The sequence below is a fragment of the Bacillus sp. LJBS06 genome, from assembly GCF_016924995.1.
Lineage (GTDB): Bacteria > Bacillota > Bacilli > Bacillales > Bacillaceae > Bacillus > Bacillus stercoris.
In genome coordinates this window covers 1,475,438-1,491,090 of the sequence record NZ_CP070483.1, presented here as the reverse complement: position 1 = coordinate 1,491,090, position 15,653 = coordinate 1,475,438, and the positions used below count along the sequence as shown (strand labels likewise).

Below are 15,653 nucleotides of genomic sequence, written 5' to 3'. Positions count from 1 at the left end.
ACCAACTTTTTTAACTTAATAAAATGATATGTCGTCAGTGAAAAAAGGGAACGTGCCATATGTTTTATTTTTCTTTATAGGAGATTTGCTCGATGTTCAGCAAAAAAGCTTTGATATCAGTTTTGCTTCCGGCGTAGCCTGTTAACGCACTGTTTTTGCCAATCACTCTGTGACACGGAACAAAAATCGGCAGGTCGTTCCGTTTATTAGCCTGTCCGACAGCGCGCACCGCCTTCGGACTCCCGACTGCAGCGGCAATATCAGCATAGCTTCGGGATTCACCATATGGGATCCTCTCCAGCGCCTCCCACACTTTTTTCTGAAAAGGTGTGCCCTTTTGGCTGAGCGGCAGGGAGAATGTCTTTCTTTCTCCGGCGAAATATTCATGAAGCTGTTTTTTCGCTTCTGCAAGAAGAGGTGTTTCCTTGTGTTCTGTCTTCTGAACGGTTTCTTTCCAATCCATCCAATCTTCCTGACTGAGAAATAGACGGGTGATCCTGCCCTCCTCTTCGGCAATGATAAATTCACCGAGCGGCGTTTCAGCTGTCATATAGTAATTCACTCATCATTCCTTCTTTCTTCAGCATTCTGTCTAACGGGAAGCGTAATATGAAAAACGGTGCCCTTTCCTTCTTCACTTTCGACCATAATCTCGCCTTGATGTTCTTCAATAATTTTATAGCTTACCATAAGCCCAAGTCCAGTTCCCCGTTCCTTTGTCGTATAAAATGGTTCACCAAGGCGCTTTAATTTATCTTCTGTCATTCCAATCCCCTCGTCTTTTAAGGAGATGAGGACATGATCTTGATCCAGTACCCTTATCTTCACAAAAATGTTTCCGCCGTCAGGCATCACTTCGATGGCGTTTTTTAATATGTTGATAAAAACCTGTTTCAGCTGATTCGGTTCACAGTAGATCGGGGGAATGTCGTCCATTAAATCAAGCTGCATCTGTACATTGCTGAGATTGGCTTGCGCGTTTAGAAGGTCTATCGTGTCTCTCATAATTTGGGTAACATGTTTTTCCTCATACATAATGGCCTGGGGCTTGGCTAAAATCAAGAATTCGGTGATGATGGATTCGATGCGCTTTAGTTCTGAGGTGATCACGTTGAAGTAAAGGGCGTAGTCTCCCTCGACACTTCCTTTCAGGAGCTGAATGAAGCCTTTAAGAGCGGTCATCGGATTTCTGATTTCATGGGCAATGCCGGCTGCGAGTTCGCCGACAACATGAAGGGTATCTGATTTGCGCAGGCGTTCCTCCAATTCTTTTCGCTCTGTAACGTCTTTAAAGATAGCCAAGTTCATATTTTGAATAATATTCCGTTTAAAAGAGAATTCGAGTTTTCGATTGTCACTGCTGCTTAGCAAAAATGGAATTTCGTTGTCCATTTCATCAAAATTAATCTGCCTTGCCGGTGATGCCAGATTTTCTATTTCATAAGCAGAAATAATATCTAGCAGGCTGTGCTGTTTGATCTCTTCATGTGACAGGCCCAAAATATGGCTTGCTAACGGGTTGGCGTCGATAATCCTGTATTGATTGTCGAATAATACATTGCCGTCCATTGAGCCGTTGAACACTTTTCTGAATTTCAGCTCGCTTTCCCGAAGCTCCTTTTCCATCCGCTTTCTGTCGCTGACATTTCTTAAGATCGTTAAATGCTGGTTTTCAAGTATTGTCCGCTTTGAAGTGAATTCGAGCTCTTTGAACTGCCCATTCCCCATTTGAAACAGCAGCTCTTCTCTGATCTCTCCGTACTTTGCATATTTCCTTTTCGTTATGCTGTATTTCTGCTGCGAGTCGACGAGAAAATCACACAGCTTTCTTTTCAACAGCAAGTTCATCGGCAGCTCGAAGATTTTGCAGGCTGATTGATTCGCCTTAACGATTCTTCCGTCATTCGACCAAATGATGATAGCGTCCATCGCATTTTCAAAGATTTCTCTGAATCGCTCCTCACTTTTAAAGAGCTGGAGCTCCATAGACCGCTTCTCTGTGATATCCCTCATAATAGACATATAAAAACCGCTGATGATGTTTGATGTAATCGTGAATTCAAATAGCTTTTGGACTCCTGAACGAAGCTTGACAGGCAGCTCCCCCTTCGCTTTTCCCTTGCGGTTGAGCGTCTTCCAGATATTGTCGAAATCTTTTCTTGAGCCGCTGTCTATGAACTCATACAACGACAAATGAGACAGCTCATTATGATTGATTTCGAAGCTTTTACAAAAGGACAAATTGGCATCAATAAAACCGCCATCTTTATCAAACAGGACGATTCCATCAACCGCTCTGTCAAACAAGTCCTTAAAAAGCTGTTCATTCATAGAGAATTCCCGCTCCAAAATCTTCTTAGAAGATATGTCTCTCATGACAACAAAAAAGAAATCCTCGCCAATGCCTCTTTTGGCCAGAAATTCTATGTATTTTGTCGCCCCGCAATCAAGCCTGATCGGGACCTCCTTCCACAGAAAGCCTTTTTTAAAAAACTTCTTTACGGCAAGATTCAGTTCATCCTTTGGGATTGAAAACAAAAAATCCAACACAGAACGCTCTTTTAAATCTTTCGAATCAACTTGAAGCATCCTTTCTGTTGCTTCATTCGCCTGAACGATTCGCATTTCGTTATCACAAATAAAAATAGCATCGAGCGTATTGTTGACAATCACTTGATGCTGATTCAATTCCTTTTTCAGTCGCGCGTTTTCTTCTTTGAGGCGATTCAGTTCCTCTCGCAGCTCCGAGTTTGTCTGGACATCAAGAGTTTCCATGCATGTACACTCCTTCTTCAAAACCTATCCCTCAATATTTCTACAAAATGCGGGAACTTCCTTCATTTGCCCTATAAATTTCAGAAAATTTCAGCGCCATTACATTCCAAAGACATTTTCTACGATCCTTACCGCCACTTTACATCGTCCTAACAATCAGCATTTTTTTAGATTCCTTTTTCATCTTTTATTTTAAAATATGTACCAGCAGGGAATAATCTCTTAGTGACTGATGAAAGAGAAGGTGATGCTATGAGTAAATCGCGGGACAGTTATTTCGATAACGCAAAATTTTTATTGATATTCCTTGTTGTATTCGGTCATATTCTTCGTTCCTTTATTAATGATAATCACTTTATGCTCTACCTCTACAAGTTCATTTACACATTCCATATGCCTGCATTTATTCTTGTATCCGGTTATTTCGCGAAAGGCTTTAAACGGGCGGGATATGTAAAAAAACTGGCGGCCAAGCTGATTATTCCGTATTTGATTTTCCAAATCATTTATTCCGTCTTTTATTACATTATGCAAGATGAAAGCATGGCAAATATGAACCCGATTGATCCGCAATGGTCGTTATGGTTTCTTGTAAGCTTATTCTTTTGGAACCTGCTTCTATATCCTTTTTCAAAGCTTTCAAAGCTGGGGGCGCTGTTTGTCAGCTGCGGATTCGCCGTGCTGGTCGGTTATCTGGACTTTGTCAGCAGCACGCTGAGTTTGTCACGGACATTCGTATTCTTACCGATGTTCCTTGTCGGTTTTTATTTAAATAAACATCATTTTGATTTATTGAGATCAAAACGAGGCAAACAAATTGCGCTCGGAGTGCTTGCCGCCGTATTCGTCATCTGCTGGGGCATCGATTTTGACTATTCATTTCTGTTTGGTTCAAAACCGTATTCTTCATTTGGAGACGTTACCCTTGTAAGCGGACTATCCCGAATCGGCTGGTATGTACTCGCCTTTGCGGCAACTTTTAGCTTTTTAGCGCTCGTTCCGCAAAAACGGTATTTCTTTACCAAATGGGGGACCCGGACATTTTACGTGTATTTGCTTCACGGGTTTATTATTAAAACGCTGCGGCAGGTCGGTCTTGAGGATTGGCTTACTGACTATCAAAGCTTAGTGATGCTCTTGCTTTTAACAGCAGCACTGACATCAGTACTCTCCAGCAACTTTGTTAAGACAGTTGCTCAGCCTTTCATTGAGCTGAGGATGACCAGCTTATTGCAATTTGTCAGAGGAACGGGCAAAAATGCTTATTTAAAATAGAAAAGCACCTCTTAAGCGGGACACCGCCTAAGAGGTCTTTTTTATTTCTGTTTTTTATTTTTGTTTTCTTCATTTTTCTTTTCAGGCTTTGTGACTTCCAGCGTTTCGATGATCTTTCCGGCATTGTAATCCCCAAATTCACTTGAGAATTCTTCCTCCAGCACCTTCTTATTCATAGGCTTTTTATGATTTTGCATATCTCTGCTATGACGGTGTTTCTTCACAATCACATGCCTCCCTGCTTACCCTGTTTGGAATTGCGGTTTGCCCCTCTAAAATTGGGGTCGTCATGATATTGTGTCTTATATGAATTTGGGTCCATGCTCTCAGTAGGTGTATTGTTATTTTTAATGGCTTCATTTACTTCAGCTTTACGCTTCATTCGAATCCTCCTCGCCAGTTTTCACACATTTCGGCTAAAGATGCAGGGGCATTAAACTGCACCTGTCGAAGTTAGGTTCTCCAACTGAACAGGAGGCACACATCTTTTTTTTTGGCAATCAAAAAACACCGCTGAATTGGCGGTGTTTTGTCTATCCGATAATCACTCTTTCCTTCGGATAATGATAATTCGCTTCAATTTCCTTTCTACCGATCAGATACAGGAAGGTCAGGATGCCGATTCGTCCGATAAACATAACAATCATAATGACGCATTTTCCAACACTGCTCAAATCAGCCGTAATTCCAAGTGACAGACCGGTTGTACCGAATGCCGAGCACACTTCAAACAAAAGCTCCAGCAGGGAATGCTTTTCTGTAATGGTCAGAATGAGTGTCGAGCCAAAAACGAGCAAGATCGCCATCATTGTGACAACAAGCGACTTCATCAGGTCAGCAGGATGCAGCTCCCGTTTGAATACCTTTACGGACTTATTACCGCGAGCGAAATGAAACAGCACAAGAAGATTCAAGGCAAAAGTCGTTGTCCGTATGCCTCCCCCGACTGAACTTGGCGACGCTCCGATAAACATCAGCGCACAAATAAAAAAGAGTGTGGGATCTGATAATTGGCTGATATCGATTGTGGCAAGACCCCCGCTTCGGGTTGCCGTTGATTGAAACAGGGACAGAAACAAAATATCATGCCATGATTTTCCTGCGAACGTATGGTTTGCTTCCAGGGCAAAGATGCCTATGGCTCCAAACAAGACAAGCGAGCCGAACGTAATCGTTGTGATCTTCGTAAAAAGCGTAAATGGATAACGGCGATGCTTTGAAAACAGGAAATCCTTTACTTCAACCAGCACAGGAAATCCAATCGCTCCAAATATAATTAAAAGCATTGTAATAAACTGCACAAAGTAATCGTGACGAAATGGAATCATCGAATTACCGGTAATATCAAATCCGCCATTTGTCGTTGCGCTGATACTGGCAAAAAACCCGTGTAAATAAGCTTCCTGAAAGGAATCATAGTAGGTTAAGAAATAAGTGCCGAGTATAAGCCCGCCAAAAAATTCAATCCACAAGATCAGAAAAAGAACCTGCTTCATCAGATTGACAATCCCGGAAAACTGGGATTGATTTTGGTCAACCATAATCAATTTCCGTTCTTTCAGCCCGATTCGTTTTCCCATGATCAGCCAAATGAACGTTCCGAGCGTCATAATCCCGATTCCGCCAAATTGCAGAACAAATGCCAATATAAAAATGCCTGTTGTACTGAATGTATCAGCTGTATCAACGACCGTCAGCCCTGTTACGCTGACTGAACTGACGGCGGTAAACAGCGCATCAATGAACGTCCAGTCCGCCCCCGGTTTATGGCCCGCCGGCAAACTCAGCAATATAACGGCCACAGTAACTGCAAGAAAATAATATAATGCGATCAGCTGGGCCGGTGACAGGGCCTGTATCAATTTTCCAAACTTTAATTTCATGTAAAATCCTTCTGCCTCTCTTTTTAAGTACGGTAATTATTCTAAAGATATTAGGTCCATTTTTAAAGGCTTTTACGTAACATTTTCTTAACTTGCTTATTTTTTTATGTTTTTAATCAATGGATAAAATAAAAAAACCTCTGAGAATTTCCTCAGAGGAACAATGTGTTTGTATTACTTAGCTTCCAGCCGTCTGATACGCTCGTCTAAATCAGGGTGAGTAGAGAAAAGTGAAGAGCGCTTCTTGCCATTGATCTTTAACGTTTGGACAGCTGTCTGATCGTCTTCCATCATTCGGGAAGAGTAGCCTTTAAGCGTCCGAAGCGCATGAATCATCTTATCCTTGCCGGCAAGATCCGCTCCTCCCCTGTCAGCATGGAATTCACGATGGCGTGAATACGCAAACACAACCAGGCTGCCAAGTATCGAAAAGATAATCTGAAAGACAATCATTGCAATAAAATGTACGATCGGCGCTAGATCTTCTTTGACAAAACGGCTTGCAATCCAAGCTGCGATGCGTGATAGAAAGACGACAAAGGTATTGACGATTCCTTGTAAAAGCGTCATTGTTACCATATCACCATTAGCGATATGCGCGACCTCGTGGGCAAGCACTCCTTCGACCGCCGCATCATCCATCTGCTCCAAGAGCCCAGACGATACTGCGACAAGAGAACGGCGTTTAGACGGTCCAGTCGCAAACGCGTTTACTTCAGGTGAACGGTAAATCCCGACTTCCGGCATTTTCGTTAACCCTGCAGAACGGCTTAATCTATGGACACGATCAACCAATTGCTGTTCCTCGTAGCTGAGTGAGTGTTTTTTCGGATTCAGCACTCTCACGCCCATCATCGTCTTTGCCATCCATCTGGACATTGCAAGAGACGTAAAGGAACCGACAAAGCCAACGACTAAACTGAACACAAGAAGCGCCATTGGATCAATACCGCCATCAGCTGTAAAGTATGTCCCTACTCCGGTAACAGAGCTCAAAATAGACAAAACAATCCCGATTGTTGTAAGCACCAAAATATTCGTTAAAATAAACAGAAAAATTCTTTTCGCCATAACAACCTCCGTTATTTTAAGTTCAAAAGAACCTGTATATTTAAATTATAAAACATCCATTTGAAAATGCAAGGAATTCGACGTATGATGTTAATGTAATTTGCTGACGCTTCAATTTTGAACTTATACATAAACCGCTTATCCGCGTCAAATTGTTTAAAGAGGTGAACAATGAACATTTTTAAACTTTCTCGAACCGATATGGTGCGGCTGCTCTATTCCCTAAAAGGACAAGGAGAACATAGCCCGCTCGACATTCTCGTCCAATCAGCGAACATGTCAGCAGAAAAAGCAGCCAATCATCTTGAAATTCCTGAATTTCTTACAAGATACGAACGAAAAAAACAGAAAAAAGAATTCGGCCTCTCTACAAATGAAATCGTAGAGCTCGGCAACTTATGCGAACTGACTTCATTAAAGTCAACCGCGATTCAAAACTGGGTAAAGCGTGATATCAAGGATCTGATCGGACACCCTGAGCTGGGCAAAAAATACTCAGTTGAACAAGCAGTTATTCTTTTAATTGTACGTGATTTAAAATCCATTTATGACTTTGAACACATACGGGCTATTTTAAAAGTGGCCTTTAACACAATCTCAGACAGATCTGATGATGTCATTAGCCCGATTGCTTATTATGAAAGCTGTGCATATGTGCTTGATGCCGTTCATCACCAAGATACTCCTTCTATGAAAGAATCAAATCTGCAGGTGATCGTCGAACAGGAGACAGAACGTCTCCGCTACCGTTTTGAAGAACTGAATGACGGCCAATGGCTTAAAATCAGACAGATTATCGCCATTACAGTCCTCTCCATTTTAACGTTCCATATTCAGGCAACCGCTCATAAAATGACAGCAGACATTTTATAGTCTGCGCACCCCCGGCTCAGAGGCCGGGGGTTTATTTTTCTCCACAACAATTGCCAGCATAAATAATCCCCGTATATTTCAAACTAAATACGCGTTAAGAATTTCTTTATAGAAAAAGGAGATGAAAAAGATGGCGAGCAGAAATAAACTCGTTGTTCCAGGGGTGGAGCAGGCACTAGACCAATTTAAACTCGAAGTGGCTCAAGAATTCGGTGTGAACCTTGGTTCTGATACAGTCGCACGCGCTAACGGCTCTGTAGGCGGAGAAATGACAAAGCGGCTGGTGCAGCAAGCACAATCTCAGTTAAACGGCACAACTAAATAAATTCAGGTCTTTATTCGCCGGGGGCACTCGGCGAATCTTCATTTTGTGCTGAATTATTATCACTGCTGTAGCCGTTTGGATTACGGCGGTCTGAAGCGTTATCCCTTCTGGATGAAGAACGATTCTTGCCCTGTTCACCATTGTTCCAGTCCCTGTGGTATTGGCTTTGACCTTTGTCAGCGCTGTTATTTTCATTTCCTTTATCTTGAGGATCTTGTATTGGGGTTTGCTCATCGTCCCCATCTTTTTCGGTATTTGTGTTTTCATCTGATTCCTTTACATTTTTATCTTTATCACTTTTATCAGTCTGGTCATCCGCTTTATCTTCTTTCTGGTCACCGGAATCCGTATCATTCAACTGTTCATTATCTCCTTGCTTGCTGTCTTGGGAGTCGGTTTGATCGGTGTTTTCACCTTCATTTTCTTCTCTCTTTTGATCCTCTTCCCCGGATGGTTTGCTGGAGTCATCTTTTAAATCTTTATTGCTATTCTTTTCATTTGATTTGATGTAGCTGCCTGTTGAAACGCCTTCTTTCTTCGCTTTTTCCCTCGTTTGCATATCTGACTCAAGAGATTCCATGCGGTATGTCGTTTTATATTTTTCAGTCACATCGTTGAGCTGTTTTTTCACAGCTTTTTTATATGTATTGTCTTCCGTATTTTCATAAACAGTGGAAATCAATATTTCTTTCGATTTCTTTACATACCCGTGCTCATTGCAGTCGGTTATAATATCGTCAATCACCTTTTTAAAATCAGTCTTCTCCCAATCATCAATATCATTTACGACCTGCTTTCCCTCATCGTTTAGAGGCGTCAGTTCAATCACTTCATAATCGCTGTTTAACGCCATTTCGACGCTTGGATTGATATCGATTGTCATATACGCATAGGCCTTATTGTTGGAAAAAACGGGGAGAACTATAAAAATAAAAAGCATAATAGCAGTCATCGTAAAAATCCCCATTTTGAAAGGGCGCAGTTTAAAAAAATCAAAAAAGCTGGCCCTTCTGCCCATGCGTGTTTCACTCGGAAGCATGATTTCCTCTCCGATTTCATAGCTGTGGCGATCATTTTTAGCTTTTAAAAATTGTCCGTCAGGGGTCAGCAACGTGACGAATTTTTTATTTTTCTCTACTATAATCCCTCTTCTCATGAGTGCAGCACCCCTTTAAGATAATCTTTTAAATAAATATAATCACCCGTAATAATAATACACATCGCAATAATATATTTTCTGTTTCTCTCAATCGTTTTTCGGCTTACAGAGACAAGCTGCTCCAGCTGTTTCACTGGAAGCTGCTTCTTTGTATACAGAATAGCGGCCAATTCTTCGTGTTCAACAAGCGTCATTGCCACCTTTATGGCGTTTTGCCTTGCATCCGTGTGCTTTGGAGAATTTTCAAGCAGTTCTTTAAACGACAAACCATAATCCTTGAGCTGCCTTTGAAAATAGAGGATTTCCTCCCGCCTCTGCTCCTGTTCAATCTGACGGCGGTATTCATCAATGGAAAGCTCGGCTTCAATCAGGCTTTGTGATGACTCCTGATCGTCTCCTTCCTGTAAATCGATATTTATATTTTGTGCGCTTCTGGCTTCTTTTCTAATGTAATCAATGACTTTTCTTTTTATAATAAGCTCAGCAAATGCGAGCAGAGAATTTCCTTTTTCAGGTGAATATTTTTCAATAGCTTCATTAAACGCGATCAGCCCAATACTGAACTCATCGTCTTTTTCATCTATATATCGTTTACAAACGGATGAAACCGTCTTTGCGATAAATGGCTTATATTGCTGTATTAATTCATTTTGCAGATCTTTATTGCCTTTTTGTATACTCTCAACAGCTTTTTCAAGGGTTTGCTTCTTTTTTCCCAATTTAAACAAAAGGCTAAGCACTGGTTTCACCTCAGTTCCTCCCTATAACTACTCATTAATGATAGCTAATTTGATAGGGATTCGCAAAGGAGAAAAAGAAATATTGATTTCCAATGTCTCAATTATGACAAACCATTCTGACGTCCTATACATGATTTCGTGCCTTTCTAAAGAATTAAGGGGGTTTTATGCGTGTTTTTTGTAACAAAGCTGTTATAAAAATGTTATTTTATTTCGCCCGTGAAAACGCTTCAAACACGAAAAGACTCTGCTTTTAAGCAGAGTCTTTCAGATTACGCCCGTTCCCGGGTGCTGTTTTTTTGTTCGTTTTGTGTGCTCTCCGGCTGTTTTTTCCCACCTGACATAAACCAGCCGCTAACTGCAATTGCCGCTAAGACACCCCAGAAAATCAGCTTCCATGCTCCAGAATGGATAAAGTGTTCAGAAACAACCGCTATGTCACGATGGGCAAGCGTATATAAAGCAAGCTTCACTCCGACCCAGCCGACAATCACAAAGGCTGCTGTTTCTAGGCTTGGACGTTCCTTTAATAACTTTACAAACATTGAAGCCGCAAATCGCATGATCACCAGTCCGATTATACCACCGGCCAAAATGATGATAAATTGCCCTCCGTCAAGTCCGCCGATCTTCGGGAGTGATGTCCCAGGGAGCGTAACCGCCAGTGCTACTGCTGCTAAAATAGAATCAACAGCAAACGCGATATCTGCCAGTTCCACTTTTAAAACAGTCGGCCAAAAACCGCTTTTCTTCGTCTCTTTATGCGTGTCTTCTTTCTTAAATACATATCTTTTCAATAAGTGGCTTGCTGAGATATACAGCAAATAGATCGCGCCAATCGCTTGAACCTGCCATACGTTGACCAAGAAAGAAATTGCAAATAAAGAGCCAAATCGCAGTACAAAAGCCCCTGCCAATCCATAAAACAACGCTTTTTTTCTTTTTTCCTCCGGCAAATGTTTTACCATGACCGCCATAACCAGTGCGTTATCAGCGGCTAAAATCCCTTCCAGCCCGATCAAGACGAGAAGAACCCAACCATACTCTAATAATAATGCTGCATCCATAAATGATACCCTCCCAAAAAAGTTGTTTTCTTTCTCTTCATCCGATCTTATGCCGGCCGGACCATGCAAAAAAGACCTTTGCCGACATAAGGCAAAGGTCTTGCTAGACATGAATTCAAGCATGCCAACAAAGCCGATGGATACCATCCATGAAATGACGACTTTGTTTCCGGAATATATTCCGGACGCTACTCCCCTTTGGGATTTCAAGAAATATCATTTTATACGTCAATAATATGCGCAGTGCGGTGATTTGTCAACGTTTATTTTTTAAAAATACTGATAAATGTTCGGAGTGCGTGCGTTTCTTCCTCTTTTTCATCAATAAGTAGAGCAGGAACAGCACCAAAATCGCTATCCCGATCGGAAGCATATATTGATCAAGAATAGAGCCGACTTCCTTCCAATTTTCACCGAGCTTCACACCGAGATAAACATATACAAATGTAATCGGAAGCATAGCGATGAATGTATAAAGCGAAAACACCCAAACATTCATTTTTGCAATGCCACACGGTATGGAGATCAATGTCCTGATGCCAGGCAAAAAACGGCCGCTGAAGGCGACAAAACCCCCATGTTTTTTAAAAAATTGATCCGACTTATCAAGCGCTTCAGGCTTAATAAAAAGGTACTTCCCAAAACGTTCAAGAAACGGCCTTCCTCCGTACCTTCCTATCCAATACAACGTAAGCGGACCGGCCACTCCTCCTAGCGTTCCTGCCAAAACAACGCCGGCAAGCGTCATATCGCCTTTCGATACCCAGTAGCCCGCAAGAGGCAGGACGATTTCAGCGGGGATAAACTCAATACTGAGCGCTAGAAATATTCCAAAATAAGATAAGCTTTTAAATGCTTCTATCCATGACATTACCAGCTCTTCGATAGCCTTCAACTCCCCTTTTCCCTATTTATGTATTGTACATTTTATTTTTTTGGAAAACGTCAACATGATTTTAACACATTTTTCACGGTCAGCTGAACTAAAAATAGTTCTCACTCGTATTTCTATCATCTTGAAGGCTGAAAGGCTGGAGTTAAGCAGCCGATAATAAAGAGAGTCAACAAGACTGGAACATCAGATACGGGAGGAATCTCCATTTGGAATTACACGTTACGTATAATACGACGCTCATATATTTATCTATTCTTATTGCCTGTGCCGCCTCATACATTTCCCTTGAACTGTCAAGGAAAGTCACGATCCATACGGGTTTAAAAAGTAAAGTTTGGCTGATTGGCGGCTCACTTATAATGGGATTCGGGATTTGGTCAATGCATTTTGTAGGGATGATGGCCGTCCATATGGAGATGGAGATGCAGTTGGAATATGAATTCATGCCTTTAATGGCATCCATTGGTGCATCTGTTTCTGGATCATTTGTGTCATTATATTTTGTCAGCCGGAACATTCTTACATTTTACAGACTGCTTACCGGATCAGTTGTGCTTGGCGCATCTATTGCTTCTATGCACTATATCGGAATGTCTGCCATTTCCCGGGTAATGATTATATATGAACCGATTCTATTTACAGTTTCAATTATCATTGCGATTGCAGCATCTTTCGTCTCGTTAAAGATATTCTTTGACTTGGCCGTAAAAAAACATTCTGATCATCTTATGTATTATAAAGTCATCAGTTCACTTGTAATGGGTTTAGGGATTTCGGGCATGCATTATACAGGAATGCTTGCCGCAACTTTCCATGAGGACACGGCCCCTCCCGGAAGCCATATGGAAGTACATACGTTTCATTGGTCAATTTTTGTTACTTTAATTATTTTTTGTATACAAACATTATTATTATTCAGTTCCCATGCAGACCGAAAGTTTATGAAACAAAGCGAACGCATAAAGGATAACGAACAGAGATTTCAATCTTTAATCAACCACAATATTGATGCCATCTTTATTTTGTCATTAGAAGGCGACATTATATCATCAAATCATGCCGGCGAGGAAATGATCAGCAAATTTGGATTCAGCATGCACGATTGGAGAAATTATACATCCCAGAAAATTAAGCGCCTTTTTGAGCAAGTAAAAAAAGATAAACAAGCGATGAACAGTGATAGCGATCTGATTACTGAAAAAGGCCAGTTTCACTTAAATATTACGCTCATACCTGTTGAGGTCAATCAAGAGCTTGACAGCATTTATGTTATTTGCAAAGACATGACAAAGCAGTACAGAGCAGAGAAAGAAATCCATAGAATGGCTCATTATGATTCGCTTACAGACTTACCTAACAGAAGGCATGCCATCTCTCACCTAACAGAAGTGCTGAATCGCGAGCATACTTTACATTATAACACCGTTGTATTCTTTCTGGACTTAAACCGGTTTAAAGTGATTAACGATGCATTAGGGCATAATGTCGGTGATCAACTGCTTCAGCTTGCAGCTAAGCGCCTGTCATCTGTAGTTCCTGATAACGGATTTATTGCCCGTCTTGGCGGCGATGAATTTATTATTATATTGACAGACGCCAATACAGGAACTGGCGAGGCAGATGTTTTAGCAAGAAAAATTATACAAAAATTCGAAAAACCTTTTAAAATCCAAGAGCACACTCTAGTCACATCTGTCAGTATCGGGATTGCAATATCTCCAAAAGACGGGACGGATGGCCTTGAATTGATGAAAAAGGCTGATATGGCGATGTATGCCGCTAAAGAACCAAACAAAAGCAAATACAGGTACTTTTCTTTTTCAATCGGGAACAAAGAAACCGTCAAGCTGAATCAAGAGATCGTACTTAGAGAAGCAATTGAAAACGATAGGTTTGTTTTACATTATCAGCCGCAATTCAGTGCAAAAAATCAAAAAATGACAGGGGCAGAAGCATTAATACGCCTTGTCACACCCGACGGGCAGCTGTGCCCACCTGGAGAATTCATCGGTGTCGCAGAAGAAACGGGCCTTATTATTGATATCGGAAAGTGGATTATAGATGAAGCATGCAAACAGGCAAGGGTTTGGCATGACAAAGGCTATGATCTTTCTGTCGCCATCAATATTTCCGCCAAACAGTTTCAATCCGAAGATCTGATCCCCCTCATCAAGGATACGCTGAATAAATACAAGCTTCCTCCGCACCTTCTTGAAGTGGAAGTGACAGAAAGCATGACAATGGACAATCTTGATCACTCCAAAAAGGTTTTGTCATCGCTAACGGAATTAGGAATCAGAATCAGTATTGACGATTTCGGTACTGGCCACAGCTCGCTTAGCTATTTGAAGCACTTTCCGATTCACAGGCTGAAAATTGACAAATCATTTATTGACGATATTCAAACCCATCGTAAATCAGAGCAAATTACAGGGGCTATTATTGCCATGGGCCATCAGCTGTCTTTGCAGGTGATTGCCGAAGGTGTTGAAAATTCAGCGCAAAAGCAGCTCCTTTATGAAAAAGGCTGCGACCATTTGCAGGGATTCTTTTTCAGCAGGCCAATACCGCCGGAACAAATCGAACAATTCATTATTGAACAGCCGCCGCAATAATAGCGCGGCTGTTTTTTTCACCCATAAGTTACTACACATGAATCGCCCCCCTCCTCTTCACACTAAAGAAAAAAAGGGGTTTATCGATATGCATACAATGTGGAAGGGATCGATCAGTTTCGGATTAGTAAATATCCCCATCAAGCTATATGCGGCCACAGAAGATAAAGATATTAAGCTGCGCAGCCTCCATAAAGAGGATCACGCACCAATCAAATACGAGAAAGTTTGCACAAATTGCGAAAAAACACTTAGTCCTGATGAAATTGTCAAAGGATATGAATATGTAAAAGGAAAATATGTAGTGCTGACGGACGAAGATTTAAAAAGCTTAAAGCAGGAGCATGAGGAGAAAGCGGTTGAGATTGTTGACTTTGTTCAGCTTCAGGAAATTGATCCGATTTATTTTAACCGCTCCTACTTCGTCGGCCCCGGGGATAACGGGACGAAAGCCTATACTCTGCTGCGTGAGGCGCTGCGTTCAACCGGAAAGATCGGTATCGCCAATATGACAATCAGGTCAAAGCAGCAGCTGGCGATTCTCCGCGTTTATGAAAATTGTATCGTCATGGAGTCCATCCATTATCCGGATGAGGTCAGAAGCGCCGCTCATGTCCCGGGTGTACCTGATCAATCGAATGTAAATGATAAGGAACTGCAAACCGCTATCACATTAATAGATGAACTGACTGCTGAGTTTAAACCTGAAAAATATGAGGACACGTATCGTCAGGCTCTGCTGCAAAGAGTCAATGACAAGCTTGAAAATAAAGAGACAGCCGTCACTCCTGATAAAGCGCCACCGCGTGAAGATGTCATTGACCTGGTAAGCGCACTGCAAGCCAGCATCGACAGAACCAGAAGACCGAACCCCGAGACACCGGCTGCCGCACCTGCACAAGCCGCTGAACCGAAAGGAGCCGGAGATAAAAAACGGAAAACGACTAGAAAAAAAGCCTCCGGCACGTCATAGTC

The 15,653-nt window shown here is 41.7% G+C and carries 15 protein-coding genes and 1 riboswitch; of the genes, 5 read left to right on the top strand and 10 right to left on the bottom strand.

Annotation, left to right across the window (positions count from 1 at the left end):
- Positions 1-64: 64 nt before the first annotated feature.
- Together JQX68_RS07720 and kinE are read right to left on the bottom strand one after the other, a co-directional pair.
- Positions 65-562: a methylated-DNA--[protein]-cysteine S-methyltransferase gene (locus JQX68_RS07720; protein WP_069838879.1), complete on the bottom strand. Its 498-nt coding sequence runs from the start codon at positions 560-562 to the stop codon at positions 65-67.
- A complete protein-coding gene (kinE, locus tag JQX68_RS07715; protein WP_147771824.1) occupies positions 559-2,775 on the bottom strand; it encodes a sporulation two-component system sensor histidine kinase KinE in 2,217 nt (738 codons plus the stop codon). Before kinE ends, JQX68_RS07720 begins: the two co-directional genes overlap by 4 nt.
- A 252-nt stretch (positions 2,776-3,027) precedes the next feature.
- Here kinE and JQX68_RS07710 point away from each other — a divergent pair, with 252 nt between their 5' ends.
- On the top strand, positions 3,028-4,050 hold the full coding sequence (locus JQX68_RS07710) for an acyltransferase family protein (protein WP_147771823.1): 1,023 nt from the start codon (positions 3,028-3,030) through the stop codon (positions 4,048-4,050).
- A gap of 41 nt (positions 4,051-4,091) precedes the next feature.
- Here JQX68_RS07710 and JQX68_RS07705 read toward each other — a convergent pair whose 3' ends face one another.
- The 4 genes from JQX68_RS07705 to htpX all read right to left on the bottom strand — a co-directional run bounded on the left by JQX68_RS07705 (position 4,092) and on the right by htpX (position 7,004).
- Positions 4,092-4,274 (bottom strand): hypothetical protein, encoded by a 183-nt coding sequence (locus JQX68_RS07705; RefSeq protein WP_040083315.1) that lies wholly within the window; start codon positions 4,272-4,274, stop codon positions 4,092-4,094.
- Between the two features lie 2 nt (positions 4,275-4,276).
- Positions 4,277-4,432 (bottom strand): hypothetical protein, encoded by a 156-nt coding sequence (locus JQX68_RS07700; protein WP_014663734.1) that lies wholly within the window; start codon positions 4,430-4,432, stop codon positions 4,277-4,279.
- 151 nt (positions 4,433-4,583) lie between these two features.
- Positions 4,584-5,933 (bottom strand): Ktr system potassium transporter KtrD, encoded by a 1,350-nt coding sequence (ktrD, locus tag JQX68_RS07695; protein ID WP_147771822.1) that lies wholly within the window; start codon positions 5,931-5,933, stop codon positions 4,584-4,586.
- A gap of 174 nt (positions 5,934-6,107) precedes the next feature.
- Entirely contained in the window at positions 6,108-7,004 is an 897-nt protein-coding gene (gene htpX / locus JQX68_RS07690; protein WP_014663732.1) for a protease HtpX, read from the bottom strand.
- A gap of 171 nt (positions 7,005-7,175) precedes the next feature.
- Between htpX and htpK the strand changes: the two genes are divergently transcribed.
- On the top strand, positions 7,176-7,877 hold the full coding sequence (gene htpK, locus JQX68_RS07685) for a transcriptional regulator HtpK (RefSeq protein WP_014663731.1): 702 nt from the start codon (positions 7,176-7,178) through the stop codon (positions 7,875-7,877).
- Positions 7,878-8,007: 130 nt separating this feature from the next.
- A complete protein-coding gene (gene sspD, locus JQX68_RS07680; protein WP_003218568.1) occupies positions 8,008-8,202 on the top strand; it encodes an acid-soluble spore protein SspD in 195 nt (64 codons plus the stop codon).
- A 10-nt stretch (positions 8,203-8,212) separates the two neighbouring features.
- On the opposite strand, the gene rsgI is transcribed toward sspD, so the two are convergent.
- From rsgI to JQX68_RS07660, 4 genes are all read right to left on the bottom strand, one after another.
- Positions 8,213-9,358, bottom strand: a complete 1,146-nt coding sequence (gene rsgI / locus JQX68_RS07675; protein ID WP_147771821.1) for an anti-sigma-I factor RsgI — start codon at positions 9,356-9,358, stop codon at positions 8,213-8,215.
- The gene (gene sigI, locus JQX68_RS07670; RefSeq protein ID WP_040083319.1) at positions 9,355-10,110 is read right to left on the bottom strand and encodes an RNA polymerase sigma factor SigI; all 756 of its coding nucleotides are present in this window, start codon (positions 10,108-10,110) and stop codon (positions 9,355-9,357) included. Before sigI ends, rsgI begins: the two co-directional genes overlap by 4 nt.
- A 263-nt stretch (positions 10,111-10,373) precedes the next feature.
- Positions 10,374-11,168, bottom strand: coding sequence for a TerC family protein (locus tag JQX68_RS07665; protein WP_069149487.1), 795 nt, complete (start codon positions 11,166-11,168; stop codon positions 10,374-10,376).
- 49 nt (positions 11,169-11,217) lie between these two features.
- Positions 11,218-11,377: riboswitch (yybP-ykoY riboswitch) on the bottom strand.
- A 47-nt stretch (positions 11,378-11,424) separates the two neighbouring features.
- Complete coding sequence (locus JQX68_RS07660) at positions 11,425-12,039, bottom strand: DedA family protein (protein WP_069150765.1); 615 nt, start codon at positions 12,037-12,039, stop codon at positions 11,425-11,427.
- Positions 12,040-12,269: 230 nt separating this feature from the next.
- On the opposite strand from JQX68_RS07660, the gene JQX68_RS07655 reads away from it, so the two are divergent.
- A complete protein-coding gene (locus JQX68_RS07655; protein ID WP_069149486.1) occupies positions 12,270-14,678 on the top strand; it encodes an EAL domain-containing protein in 2,409 nt (802 codons plus the stop codon).
- An 88-nt stretch (positions 14,679-14,766) separates the two neighbouring features.
- A complete protein-coding gene (gene ku / locus JQX68_RS07650) occupies positions 14,767-15,651 on the top strand; it encodes a non-homologous end joining protein Ku (RefSeq protein ID WP_040083322.1) in 885 nt (294 codons plus the stop codon).
- Positions 15,652-15,653 lie beyond the last annotated feature (2 nt).

What these genes read in the sequence shown, in the direction of transcription:
- kinE (WP_147771824.1), bottom strand. Translation starts at nt 2,775, where the DNA reads ATGGAAACTCTTGATGTCCAGACAAACTCGGAGCTGCGAGAGGAACTG.
- JQX68_RS07710 (WP_147771823.1), top strand. Translation starts at nt 3,028, where the DNA reads ATGAGTAAATCGCGGGACAGTTATTTCGATAACGCAAAATTTTTATTG.
- JQX68_RS07700 (WP_014663734.1), bottom strand. Translation starts at nt 4,432, where the DNA reads ATGAAGCGTAAAGCTGAAGTAAATGAAGCCATTAAAAATAACAATACA.
- ktrD (WP_147771822.1), bottom strand. Translation starts at nt 5,933, where the DNA reads ATGAAATTAAAGTTTGGAAAATTGATACAGGCCCTGTCACCGGCCCAG.
- htpX (WP_014663732.1), bottom strand. Translation starts at nt 7,004, where the DNA reads ATGGCGAAAAGAATTTTTCTGTTTATTTTAACGAATATTTTGGTGCTT.
- htpK (WP_014663731.1), top strand. Translation starts at nt 7,176, where the DNA reads ATGAACATTTTTAAACTTTCTCGAACCGATATGGTGCGGCTGCTCTAT.
- sspD (WP_003218568.1), top strand. Translation starts at nt 8,008, where the DNA reads ATGGCGAGCAGAAATAAACTCGTTGTTCCAGGGGTGGAGCAGGCACTA.
- rsgI (WP_147771821.1), bottom strand. Translation starts at nt 9,358, where the DNA reads ATGAGAAGAGGGATTATAGTAGAGAAAAATAAAAAATTCGTCACGTTG.
- JQX68_RS07665 (WP_069149487.1), bottom strand. Translation starts at nt 11,168, where the DNA reads ATGGATGCAGCATTATTATTAGAGTATGGTTGGGTTCTTCTCGTCTTG.
- JQX68_RS07660 (WP_069150765.1), bottom strand. Translation starts at nt 12,039, where the DNA reads ATGTCATGGATAGAAGCATTTAAAAGCTTATCTTATTTTGGAATATTT.
- ku (WP_040083322.1), top strand. Translation starts at nt 14,767, where the DNA reads ATGCATACAATGTGGAAGGGATCGATCAGTTTCGGATTAGTAAATATC.